11 protein-coding genes are annotated in these 12,031 nt (G+C 67.7%); 9 read left to right on the top strand and 2 right to left on the bottom strand.

Features of this window, described 5'->3' with window-relative positions; genetic code table 11:
* Positions 1–67 precede the first annotated feature (67 nt).
* The 4 genes from yajC (at position 68) to ACN20X_RS04040 (ending at position 5,841) form a co-directional block, all read left to right on the top strand.
* Positions 68–403 (top strand): preprotein translocase subunit YajC, encoded by a 336-nt coding sequence (gene yajC, locus ACN20X_RS04055; RefSeq protein WP_016449366.1) that lies wholly within the window; start codon positions 68–70, stop codon positions 401–403.
* A 91-nt stretch (positions 404–494) separates the two neighbouring features.
* Entirely contained in the window at positions 495–2,417 is a 1,923-nt protein-coding gene (gene secD, locus ACN20X_RS04050) for a protein translocase subunit SecD (RefSeq protein WP_016454252.1), read from the top strand.
* Between the two features lie 13 nt (positions 2,418–2,430).
* The gene (secF, locus tag ACN20X_RS04045) at positions 2,431–3,381 is read left to right on the top strand and encodes a protein translocase subunit SecF (RefSeq protein ID WP_016449364.1); all 951 of its coding nucleotides are present in this window, start codon (positions 2,431–2,433) and stop codon (positions 3,379–3,381) included.
* A 39-nt stretch (positions 3,382–3,420) separates the two neighbouring features.
* Entirely contained in the window at positions 3,421–5,841 is a 2,421-nt protein-coding gene (locus ACN20X_RS04040; protein WP_016454253.1) for a DUF1631 family protein, read from the top strand.
* A gap of 140 nt (positions 5,842–5,981) precedes the next feature.
* On the opposite strand, the gene dprA is transcribed toward ACN20X_RS04040, so the two are convergent.
* Both dprA and ACN20X_RS04030 read right to left on the bottom strand, forming a co-directional pair.
* The gene (dprA, locus tag ACN20X_RS04035) at positions 5,982–7,187 is read right to left on the bottom strand and encodes a DNA-processing protein DprA (RefSeq protein ID WP_016454254.1); all 1,206 of its coding nucleotides are present in this window, start codon (positions 7,185–7,187) and stop codon (positions 5,982–5,984) included.
* Positions 7,188–7,212: 25 nt separating this feature from the next.
* The gene (locus ACN20X_RS04030) at positions 7,213–8,418 is read right to left on the bottom strand and encodes a LysM peptidoglycan-binding domain-containing protein (RefSeq protein WP_047218912.1); all 1,206 of its coding nucleotides are present in this window, start codon (positions 8,416–8,418) and stop codon (positions 7,213–7,215) included.
* A gap of 199 nt (positions 8,419–8,617) precedes the next feature.
* Between ACN20X_RS04030 and def the strand changes: the two genes are divergently transcribed.
* Genes def through ACN20X_RS04005 form a run of 5 tightly spaced genes read left to right on the top strand, consistent with a single transcriptional unit; the run spans position 8,618 to position 11,878 of the window.
* Positions 8,618–9,130 carry a peptide deformylase gene (gene def, locus ACN20X_RS04025; protein ID WP_016454256.1) on the top strand — a complete coding sequence of 171 codons (513 nt, stop codon included), beginning with the start codon at positions 8,618–8,620 and terminating at the stop codon, positions 9,128–9,130.
* Positions 9,127–9,660, top strand: a complete 534-nt coding sequence (locus ACN20X_RS04020) for a hypothetical protein (RefSeq protein WP_016454257.1) — start codon at positions 9,127–9,129, stop codon at positions 9,658–9,660. The genes def and ACN20X_RS04020 overlap by 4 nt, the downstream gene beginning before the upstream one ends.
* Before the next feature lie 36 nt (positions 9,661–9,696).
* Entirely contained in the window at positions 9,697–10,680 is a 984-nt protein-coding gene (fmt, locus tag ACN20X_RS04015; protein WP_016449358.1) for a methionyl-tRNA formyltransferase, read from the top strand.
* Positions 10,677–11,543: an AzlC family ABC transporter permease gene (locus ACN20X_RS04010; RefSeq protein ID WP_016454258.1), complete on the top strand. Its 867-nt coding sequence runs from the start codon at positions 10,677–10,679 to the stop codon at positions 11,541–11,543. The genes fmt and ACN20X_RS04010 overlap by 4 nt, the downstream gene beginning before the upstream one ends.
* On the top strand, positions 11,543–11,878 hold the full coding sequence (locus ACN20X_RS04005) for an AzlD domain-containing protein (protein WP_012202761.1): 336 nt from the start codon (positions 11,543–11,545) through the stop codon (positions 11,876–11,878). Before ACN20X_RS04010 ends, ACN20X_RS04005 begins: the two co-directional genes overlap by 1 nt.
* Positions 11,879–12,031: the final 153 nt, after the last annotated feature.

Raw genomic sequence — 12,031 nt, 5'->3', positions numbered from 1 at the left:
CGCGGGCCCGTGCATATCGGCGTGCGCAGCGACCCTTTTTCGACCTTCCAATCCTGGAGTCTTGCCCGTGTTTATTTCTTCCGCTTTTGCCCAGACCGCACCCGCAGCAGCAGCCTCCGGTGGCGACTTCATGTCGCAGTTGATGGGCATGGCGCCTCTGGCGCTGATGTTCGTGGTGCTGTACTTCGTGATGATCCGTCCGCAGATGAAGCGCCAGAAGGAGCATCGCTCCATGATCGAGGCACTGGCCAAGGGTGACGAAGTGGCAACGGCCGGCGGCATCATCGGCCGCGTGACGCGCATGTCCGAGCAATTCCTGCACATCGAGATCGCCTCGGGTGTGGAAGTCCAGATCCAGCGCAGCGCCGTCGTCCAGGTGCTGCCCAAGGACACGCTGAAGTAAGCGCTGTCCCTGTCTTGCGGGTGTGCGGACCGCGCAGGCGGCAGCACACCCTTTTGTGCGTTGCTGTCTACAAAGAGCGAAGAGCGCGATCATGAACCGATATCCGGTCTGGAAGTACGCGATCATCGTGATCGCGCTGCTGGTAGGGGTGCTCTACACCCTGCCCAATTTTTTCGGTGAGGCGCCTGCGGTGCAGGTCTCCTCGGCCAAGGCCACCATCAAGGTGGACAACGCCGTGCTGCAGAAAGTCGAAGAGGCCTTGAAGGCTGCCGATGTCAAGCCCGACGTCCTGTCCATCGAAGGCACCTCGGTGCGCGCGCGCTTCAACACGCCCGACGAGCAGCTCAAGGCCAAGGACGTGATCCAGAAGGCCCTGATCCCCGATGCCAACGACCCGGCCTACATCGTGGCCCTGAACCTGGTGTCGCGCTCGCCGCAATGGCTCACGGCCGTCGGCGCCAAGCCCATGTACCTGGGGCTGGACCTGCGCGGTGGCGTGCACTTCATGCTGCAGGTGGACATGGCTGCCGCCCTGACCAAGAAGGCCGACTCCTTTGCCGGCGACCTGCGCAGCTCGCTGCGCGACAAGAACATCCGCCACGGCGGCGTCTCGCGCAACGGCAACACCGTCGAGATCCGCGTGCGCGACGAAGCCATGCTCACGGCCGCGCGCAACCTGGTCTCCGACCAGTTCCCCGATCTGGCGGCCACCTCCGAGCCGGATGGCGCAGGCTTCAAGCTGCTGGCCTCCATCAAGCCCGAAGCCCTGCGCAAGGTGCAGGAGCAGGCGCTCAAGCAGAACATCGTCACCCTGCACAACCGTATCAACGAGCTGGGCGTGGCCGAGCCCGTGATCCAGCAGCAGGGCCTGGACCGCATCATCGTGCAACTGCCCGGCGTGCAGGACACGGCCAAGGCCAAGGACATCCTGGGTCGCACGGCCACGCTGGAAGTGCGCCTGGTCGACGAATCCTCCGAGGCGCGCGGCGCCGAACTGGGTTCGGGCCCCGTGCCCTTCGGCTCCGAGCGCTACCTGGACCGCAACGCCCAGGCCGTGATCGTGCAAAAGCAGGTCGTGCTGACCGGCGAGAACCTCACCGACGCACAGCCCGGCTTCGACAGCCAGACCCAGGAGCCCACGGTCAACCTGGTGCTGGATGCCAAGGGCGCACGCATCTTCAAGGACATCACGCGCGAGAACGTGGGCAAGCGCATGGCCATCATCCTGTTCGAAAAGGGCAAGGGCGAGGTCGTGACGGCTCCCGTGATCCGCACCGAGATCGGCGGCGGACGCGTGCAGATCTCGGGCCGCATGACCACGGCGGAAGCCAACGACACGGCCCTGCTGCTGCGCGCCGGCTCGCTGGCCGCGCCCATGGAGATCATCGAGGAATACACCATCGGCCCCAGCCTGGGCGCCGACAACATCAACCGCGGCATCCACTCCGTGGTCTGGGGCCTGGTGGCCATCGCGGCCTTCATGTGCGTGTACTACCTGCTGTTCGGCGTGATCTCCACGGTGGCCCTGTCGGTCAACGTGCTGCTGCTGCTGGCCATCCTGTCCATGCTGCAGGCCACGCTGACCCTGCCCGGCATCGCCGCCATGGCGCTGGCGCTGGGCGTGGCCATCGACTCCAACGTGCTGATCAACGAGCGCATCCGCGAGGAACTGCGCGGCGGCGCGTCGCCGCAGGCGGCCATCCATGCGGGCTACGAGAACGCATGGCACACCATCCTGGACTCGAACGTGACCACGCTGATCGCGGGCCTGGCGCTGCTGGCCTTCGGCTCCGGCCCGGTGCGCGGCTTCGCCGTGGTGCACTGCATCGGCATCCTGACCAGCATGTTCTCGGCCGTGTTCTTCTCGCGCGGCCTGGTCAACCTCTGGTACGGCCGCCGCAAGAAGCTCAAGAGCATTTCCATCGGCCAGGTCTGGAAGCCTGAAGACACCAGCCAGCTGCGCTCGGTGACGGCCAAGGGATCCAGCGTCGCCGATTCCGGCGCCAACAACTGAAAGGGGGAAGACCATGGAGTTCTTCCGCATCCGCAAAGACATCCCCTTCATGAAGTACGCGTTGATCCTCAACGCGGTGTCCTTCATCACCTTCGCGCTGGCCGTGTTCTTCCTGCTCACCCGCGGCCTGCACCTGTCCGTGGAATTCACGGGCGGCACCGTGATGGAGGTGGCCTATACCCAGCCCGCCAACATCGCCAAGGTGCGCGACACGGTCGCCGGCCTCGGCTACGCCGATGTCACGGTCCAGAACTTCGGCACATCGCGCGACGTGATGATCCGCCTGCCCGTGCAAAAGGACGTGACCTCGGCCCAGCAAAGCGAGCAAGTACTCACGGCACTCAAGAAGGAAGACGCCGAAGTCACGCTGCGCCGCACCGAGTTCGTGGGCCCGCAGGTGGGTGACGAGCTCATGCACAACGGCCTGATGGCCCTGGGCTTCGTGGTGCTGGGCATCGTGATCTACCTGGCCATGCGCTTCGAGTGGAAGTTCGGCGTGGCCGCCGTGATCGCCAACCTGCACGACGTGATCATCATCCTGGGCTTCTTCGCGTTCTTCCAATGGGAGTTCTCGCTGTCGGTGCTGGCCGGCGTGCTGGCCGTGCTGGGCTACTCGGTCAACGAGTCGGTCGTGATCTTCGACCGTATCCGCGAAGCCTTCCGCAAGTTCCGCAAGCTCAGCACCACCGAGGTGATCGACCACGCCATCACCAGCACCATGAGCCGCACCATCATCACCCACGCCTCCACCGAGGCCATGGTGCTGTCCATGTTCTTCTTCGGCGGTCCCAGCCTGCACTACTTCGCGCTGGCGCTGACCATCGGCATCCTGTTCGGCATCTATTCCTCGGTCTTCGTGGCCGCCGCCATCGCCATGTGGCTGGGCGTCAAGCGCGAGGATCTGATCAAGGCGCCCAAGGCTTCCACGGACCCCAACGACCCCAACGCCGGCGCCACCGTGTAAGCGGATGTTTTAGCCCTGGACCGGCTTACACTCCCGGGCATGCCCTCCCTGCCCCACCCTTCCAACGCGCCTGCTGGCCCCCAGTCCTCCCTGGGCCAGCAGGCGCGTTTGCATTGGGTGCGAGGACTGTGCAAGGGCCTGCCCGGCGTGGCCCAGCAGCTGCTGGCGCAGATGGAGCAACAGGCCCAGGCCGTGGGCACGCAGCGCGAAATGCAGGAGCGGCGTGAAGCCTGGGGCAACTACCGCCAGCACCAGAGCGCCTGGCTGAACGCCAGCATGCAGGCCCTGCAAGGCGCGCTGCAGCCGGCCAAAGCCGCGCCTGCCGCCGTGCCGCAGCGCGGCGCGCTGCAGTTCGAGTTGCTCAGCGACGATGTGGTGGAGAACAAGATCCTGGCCTCCCGCATGGCCCTGGCCATGGGAGAGACCGCAGCGCCGGCCTTCGACACGCTGCGTCTGCGCATGCAGTTCATCGAGGGCCGCGAGCTGCCCTCGGACGACATCCTGCGCACCGAAACCGTGTGCCGGCACCTGGTCGAGCAATGGCTGGCCACGGGCCTGCAGCGCGGTGATCTGCAGCGCGTGCTGGACCTGCTGCAGACGGCCCTGGCGCCCGTGCTGGTGACCGAGTACCAGGCCGCCCATGTGCTGCTGGACGGCCAGGGCGTCACCCGCTCGCAGGACGTGGCCATGCGCGTGCGGCGCACCGAGGCAGGCAACTCCACGCGCGCCATGGGCCTGGGCCAGACCGCCGCGCCACCTGCTGCGGCCTCGCAGCATGCCACTGCATCACAGCATTCCTCGGCCTATGCGCCCACGCAGATGGGCGGCGTGCCCGGCGCTGCCGCCTACCCGCCTGACGCCGCCGCGCCCCATGGCCAGATGCCGGCGATGCCCGCCATGCCCGTAGGCCTGACAACCCTTTCGCGCGCACGCCACCGCGCCCAGGAAGTCGTGGGCCAGTTGCGCCGCCTGCTCATGCAGCCGGGCGTGGGCGTGCAGGGCCTAGTGCCCGGTGTGGGCGCAGGCATGCCCCAGGCGCCCGCATCGGCCGCGCTGACCCAGGCCTTGCTGGAGCAGCGCGTGGTGGCCCAGACGCAGTACCAGCAGATGCTGGCCCAGGGCCTGACCACGCTGCACATCGATGTCAGCCCGGCTGCCATCGGCCAGCTGGTCGGGCAGGTGCGCGAACGTTCGGCCGACCTCAAGCGCAAGGCCACCACCTCGGGCGAAAAGGCCACCATCGAGATCGTGGCCCTGATGTTCCAGGCCATCCTGACCGAGGACCGCATCCCGCCCTCGGTGCGGGTCTGGTTTGCCCGGCTGCAGGTGCCCGTGCTGCGCGTGGCACTGGCCGAGCCGGAATTCTTCAGCAACCTGCGCCATCCGGCCCGGCTGCTGATCGACCGCCTGGGCTCCTGCGTGATGGGATTCGACGCCTCCAGCATCAGCGGCAGCGCGCTGGAGTCCGAGATCCGGCGCATCGTCCAGGTCATCGAGCAATACCCCGAAACGGGCCAGAAAGTGTTCGTGCTGGTGCTGCGCGAGTTCGAGGATTTCCTGGCGCGCTACCTGACCCAGTCGCAGGACAAGGCCAAGATCGTCACCGTGGCCCAGCAGGTGGAGCAAAAGGAAACCCTGGCCATCCAATACACGATCGAGCTGCGCCACCTGCTCACCGACATGCCGGTGCGCAAGGAGATCCGCGAGTTCCTGTTCAAGACCTGGACCGAGGTGCTGGCCCTGGCCGCCGTGCGCCACGGTGCCAAGGACGCGCGCACCATGCGCTTCAAGCAGGCCGCCAGCGAACTGGTCTGGGCCGCCAGCGCCAAGCCCACGCGCCAGGAACGCTCGCGCGTGATCCAGACGCTGCCGACGCTTTTGCAGACCCTGCGCGAAGGACTGGCCCTGATCGGTGTCACGGGCGACGCCCAGTCCACGCGCATCAAGCTGGTCACCGACACGCTGGCCGAGGCCTTTGTCTCCAAGACCGCGACCATCGCCCCGGCCCGCATCGAGGCCATGGCGCAGCGGCTGGCCCATCTGGAGCAGTACATCAATGAAGACGGCATGCTCGACGAGGACATGCCGCTGTCGCCCGAGAACATCGAGATGATCCTGGGCGTGGACACGGCCGGCCTCAACGTCATCCCGAGCACGAACACGGCCGTGGAGCCGGTGATGCTGGAATGGGCGGCCTCTCTGGAGACGGGCCGCTGGTTCACCCTGGACCACAACGGCGCGCGCATCCAGGTGCAATACACCTGGCGCAGCCGCCGCAAGCAACTGCACCTGTTCGCCGCGCTCGATGGCACCTGCCACCTGCTGCAGCTGCGGCGCATGGCCTCCTACCTGCAGTCCGGCCTGCTGGCCGTGCATGACGAGGAGGCGCTCACCGTGCGCGCGACGCGGGATGCGCTGCAGAAGATTCAGGCGAACCCTGAAAGGCTAAGCTCCCCCTGAGGCGCTACGCGCCTTCCCCCCGGGGCACGGCGCCTCTCTACCCGCTTCGCGGGGGAGGGGGATGCCATCGGCTAGGCGCCCCCACCGCGAGGCGGCTCTTGCTCGGCATATCCCGCTTGGGGACGCGCCAGTTTTTGAGATCAGGCCTGGGCCAGGCGCTGGAACAGGCCGCCGGGCAGGCGTTCCACGCGGCCTTCCAGTTCCAGCTCCAGCAGGTGGGCCTGCAGGGCTGCGGCGTCCATGCCTGTGCGGTCCATGAGCTCGTCCAGCGACAGCGGGTCGTGGGCCAGGGCGCGCAGGGTGGCGTCGCTCTCAGGGTCCTGGGCGGACTGGACAGCTGCCGCTGCCGATACAGGCTTGGGAAGCGGCAGGCGCGTGGCCGTGCCCTGCAGCTCATCGAGCACGTCCTGCGCCGTTTCCACGAGCTTGGCGCCCTGGCGCAACAGCGCATGGCAGCCGCGCGACTGGGGCGCGTGGATGGAGCCAGGAATGGCAAAGACTTCGCGGCCCTGTTCGCTGGCCAGCCTGGCCGTGATCAGCGAGCCCGACTGCAGGGCCGCCTCAACCACCAACGTGCCCTGGGACAGGCCCGCGATGATGCGATTGCGCTGTGGAAAGTGCGCGGCCATGGGGCCGGTGCCCAGCGGATATTCGCTGACGATCAGCCCGTGGCTGGCCACTTCGCGGGCCAGGGCGGCATGGCGCCGCGGGTAGACCTGGTCCAGGCCCGTGCCGACGACGGCAATGGTGACGGGAGCACCCAGCCCGCCCAGGCGTGGCGCCGCGCGCAGCGCGCCTTCATGGGCCGCGCCATCCACGCCCTGCGCCAGTCCGGAGACGATGCACAGGCCGGCCTCGGCCAGCGCCTGCGCCATGGCACGCGCGTTGGCCGCGCCCTGGACCGTCGGCCCGCGGCTGCCCACCATGGCCAGGGATTGGGGATAGGGGAACCAGGGCCCCGGCCCTGCCATGCAGCGCTCGCTGCCCTGCACATGCAGCAGCAGTGGCGGATCTTCCGTCTGCAGCAGCGCCTGCGGATATTGGGGGTGGCCCAGCACGAGCACGGCGTGCAATTGACCGGAAGCGGGCTTGTCCAGCCATTGCGCCGTGGCCGCTACAAGCTGGTCCAGGCGCTGGGGCACGGTCTGCAGGGCATGGGCCTGAGCGGCGGTCACCAGTCCGTGCCAAGCGGACGGCGGGCCGCTCCAGATGTCCTGCGCACCACCGCAGGCCGCCAACAGACGCCGGGCCGTGGTGCGGCCCACGCCGGGCGTCAGCAGCAGCCGGAGCCAGGCAGAGAGTTCGTCAGGAGCCAACCGGTCCGTGGACTGCAGGGCGGCCGCCATGGCGCTGCCGGCAGGCCGTGGTGGCTCAAGGAGCCGGCGAGGTCAGGCTGTCGCCGACCTCGACACCGCGCCGCGCCTCCAGGATCAGCGCGTAGGAGACGCGATCGAAGGTCCGGAACACCATGGCATGGCCGTTGTGTTCGTCGGGCAGTTGCACCTCTTCCTTTTTCTCGCCCGTCTTGTCCACGATGCGTGCGCCGCGGCGTATCAGCTCCAGCACCGTGCCCACGTCCATGCCGTCCTGCGTGCCCTTGTTGATGGCAATGACCTGGTTGTTGGCCGCCCAGCGCACGGCCTGATCACCGTACAGGGAAACCACATGGGCCTTCACTGCCTGTTGCGGCGCGTGGGGCGCGTAGTTCATGTAGGTGCGCTCGGGCGCGGGCAGCAGGCGGTCGCCGGCGCGCATTTCGGTCTTGGAACGCGACAGGTCCACCGTGGCGGGAGAGTTCTGCTGGTGCTTTTCGCCCTTGCTGTCGACGATCTCCAGCGTGGTCTCGCCCTCGATGAGATCGGCCAGGCCCAGGTACTTGGCCTCATAGCCCAGCACCTCGCCGGAGATGGGATCCTTGAGCGCCACGGCATCGCGGAAGACGCGGTACTGGCGCGGCAGGCCGTCGCCCTTGCGCAGCGGCGCCTCGGCGGTGCCGCGTGCATAGGCGCGGTCGCCGCTGGCCATGAGCACGCGCTCGTCCGTGGTGGCGATCAGGCGTGGCGCGCGCAGCAGCGTTTCGGCATCGACGACCAGGGGCTCGGCCAGGAAGGGCTCGATCAGATGGGGCTGCAGCGTGGGCAGGGCCGCCTGGGCCAGGGATTCGCTGCGCGTGCTCGGAGTGATGCGGACCACGCCGGGCTCGCCGCCATCGCCCATGGGGCGGGCCGTGCTCAGGCGGGCGTAGCCGTCACGCTTGTCCAGGTACAGCACCTGGCCCGGATAGATGAGATGGGGGTTGGCGATGGCCTGCATGTTCATGCCCCACAGCTCGGGCCAGCGCCAGGGACGGCGCAGGAACATGCCGGAGATGCCCCACAGCGTGTCGCCGCGCTTGACGGTGTAGCTGTCGGGCGCATCGGGCGCCAGCTCACCCACGGGAACGCCCTGCTGCGCCACCTGCTGGGCTGCCGAGCGCTGCGATGGCGTCACCGGATACTGCTGCGCGTGGGCCGCCGCACACGCGGCGATCAGGGCCGAGGCAACAGTCCAGGTACGAGCTGTGGCGAATGCAGTCATGGAATTCCTCTTCTTGTGTCTGACACAGCGTCCCTCCTAGGCACTGCGGCACGGCCGATCTTGTCATGAACGGCCATACAGGTCTTACAAATCAGCAAAGATTCTGCGTGCAAGGCCATGAGAGGGCAACGCTTATTGCGTCGTCCCGCTGCGCCCAGGCAGAAAAGTGGCGAAAATAACGACATTCACCGACCACGCCATGTCCATTCTGCCCATTCTTTGCTATCCCGACCCCCGCCTGCACACCGTCGCCAAGCCGGTCGCCAAGGTCGATGACCGCATTCGCCAACTGGTCCAGGACATGTACGCCACCATGTATGACGCCCAGGGCGTGGGACTGGCCGCCACCCAGGTGAATGTGCATGAACGCGTGGTCGTGGTCGATGTCTCCGAAGGCCGCAACGAGCCCTTTGCGCTGATCAACCCCGAGCTGCTCTGGGCCAGCGACGAGAAGCAATTGGGCGAGGAAGGCTGTCTGTCCGTGCCCGGCATCTACGACGGTGTCGAACGCTCCACGGCCATCAAGGTCAAGGCGCTGGACGAGAACGGCAACGAACGCATCATCGAGGCCGAAGGCTTCAAGGCCATCTGCATCCAGCACGAGATGGACCACCTGATGGGCAAGGTCTTCGTCGAATACCTGTCGCCGCTCAAGCGCAACCGCATCAAGACCAAGCTGCTCAAGCAGCAGAAACAGGCAGAACGCGCATGACCCGCCTGCCAGCGCCTCGCTTCATGCCGCGCTGGAAGATGGACGGCGCGGGCCTCGTTGCCTGGGCGCTGCTGGCCCTGTCCCTGCTGCTGGCCGGCTGCACCGTACCCGAGTGGCAAAAGCCCGGCACGCCACGGGCCGACATCGAGCGATCCATGGGCCGCCCGTCCCTGAGCCTGCCGCTGGACGGCGGCGGCACGCGCCTGGTCTACAGCTGGCAGCCTGCAGGCCAGCAGGTCTATCACATGGATTTCGACGCCAGCCAGCGCCTGGTGCGCGTGGAGCAGGCGCTCACCATCGAACGCTTCCACGCCCTGCGCAATGGCGAGGACACCCGGGAAAGCGTACGCCAGCTCTTCGGCCCGCCTGCGCTGATCGAGAGGGTCTACAGTTTCAACGGCGACATCTGGACCTACCGTATCCTGGAAAATGGCATTCGCCGCCAGGCCCATGTGCATATCGACCCCGCCGGCGTGGTGCGCCGCGTGATGTTCACCGACGAAGTGTTCAATGACGACGATCGGCGTTGAGCCTGCACACCGTCCCCACCGTCCCTACTGGATTGCATGAGAGTCATTTTTGCCGGCACGCCCGAGTTCGCGCGCGTTGCCCTTGAACGCCTGCTCGCCGCGGGCTTCACCGTCCCCCTGGTGCTGACCCAGCCCGACCGTCCCGCCGGGCGCGGCATGAAGCTGCAGGCCTCTCCCGTCAAGCAGTGCGCTCTGGAGCATGGCATTGCCGTGGCCCAGCCGCGCAGCCTGCGCCTGGACGGCAAATACCCCGAAGAGGCCGCCGCCGCCCGCGCCGCCATCGAAGCGGCCCAGGCCGATGTCATGGTCGTGGCCGCCTACGGGCTGATCCTGCCGCAGTGGGTGCTCGATACGCCTCCGCGCGGCTGCCTGAACATCCACGCCAGCCTGCTGCCGCGCTGGCGCGGCGCCGCCCCCATCCACCGCGCCATCGAGGCCGGTGATGCCGAGACCGGCGTCACCATCATGCAGATGGATGCGGGCCTGGACACGGGCGACATGTGCCTGGTCGAGCGCCTGCCCATCACCGCCGACGACACCACGGCCAGCCTGCACGACAAGCTGGCCGACCTGGGCGGGCGCCTCATCGTCGAGGCGCTGGAGATGAGCGCCTGCGGCGGCCTGCCGCGCACGCCCCAGCCTGCCGAAGGCGTGAACTACGCGCACAAGATCGAAAAGGCCGAAAGCCAGATCGACTGGCGCCAGGATGCCGAGGCCATTGCCCGGCGCCTGCGCGCCTTCAACCCCTTCCCAGGTGGCGCCACGCAGTACGGCGATGAAGCCATCAAGGTCTGGGAGGCTCACGCCGACCCCGCCGCCGCCGTGGCGGCGGCAGTGCCCGGCACCGTGCTGTCCGCAGGCGCCGACGGCGTGCGCGTGGCCTGCGGCCAGGGCGTGCTGTGCATGACGCTGCTGCAGCGCGCGGGCGGCAAGCGGCTGGCGGCGGGCGATTTCCTGCGCGGCTTCGATCTGCCTGAAGGAGCCATCCTGGACGGTGCTGCCAGCGGCGGCACGCCATGAACCTGCAGCCCCTGGTGGAGCGCGCACGCGGCATTGCGCGCGATCCCGCCTTCATGACCGGCGTGCGCGACATGTCGGGCACGGCGCTGGGCATCGGCGCCTGGGGCCTGGTCACGGGCGTGGCCATGATCAAGAGCGGCATGTCCCTGCCCCTGGCGCTGTTCATGGGCCTGCTGGTCTATGCCGGCAGTGCCCAGCTGGCCGTGCTGCCGCTGATGGCCGTGGGCGCGCCCATGTGGGTGGTCTGGTTCACGGCCATCTGCGTGAACCTGCGCTTCGTCATCCTCAGCAGCATGTGGCGCAGCTACTTTGCCCACCTGCGCCTGCGCCACCGCCTGGCCATCGCCTATTTCAGCGGCGACGTGATCTTCGTGGGCTTCATGAAGCGCTACCCCGATGCCCGGCCCCAGCCCGAGCAGCTGCCCTATTTCTGGGGTGCTGCCTCGACCAACTGGCTGGCCTGGCAGATCCCGTCCACGCTGGGCATCCTGCTGGCCGACCAGGTGCCCCTGTCCTGGGGCCTGGGCTTTGCGGGCGTGCTGGCACTGATGGGCGTGCTGCTGTCCATGCTCAACGACCGTGCCACCTGGGTGGCAGGCGTGGTTGCGGCCAGCGCGGCCGTGGCGGCCTTTGCGCTGCCGCTCAAGCTCAATATCCTCGTGGCCATCGCGGCAGCCGTGGCCGCAGGCCTGCTGGCGGAATCGCTGCAGCAGCGCCTGCGCGCACTGCAGGCGCCTGAAAAAGGGGAGCCAGGCCCGGTGATTCTCCCGCCCGATACAGCCCATGGCGAGCGCCATGCCCGGCTGCCGCTGGACGAAGACGTCCGACCCGTGGAAACAACCAAGGAAAAGGAAACGCTCTGATGGATCTGTCCTGGCTGTGGCCCTGGCTGGCCTGCGTGGGCCTGGCGGCCATCACGCTGTTCACACGCGCCTTCTTCCTGATTCCCGAGCGCGAGGTGCCCTTGCCGCAATGGCTCAAGCGCGGCCTCAAGTACGCGCCGCTGGCGGCCCTGGCGGCCGTGATTGCGCCCGAGATCGTGATGACCAACGGCCGGCTGATCTCCACCGTGGTCGATGCGCGCCTGCCGGCCCTGGCTTGCGCGGTCATGTATTTTTTTTACAAGCGCAGCATCATGGGAACGATCGCGCTTGGCATGGCGGTCTATCTGCCACTGCATATCGGCCTGGGCTGGTAGGCGCAGCGCGGCCGAGAGCGGCCGAGAGCGCCCGGCTGCCCGGCTGAAACCGGATTACAGGCGGCTCCCGATGCCCCGGATCGCCGGTGCGCCCGCCCGCTGCCGGGGCGGGCACGCCGCCTACAATGGCCGCGCTTTACCTCTTTTTCGTTT

The sequence above is a fragment of the Delftia sp. PX-1 genome, assembly GCF_055797465.1.
This window is presented reverse-complemented; position numbering and strand designations above follow the sequence as displayed.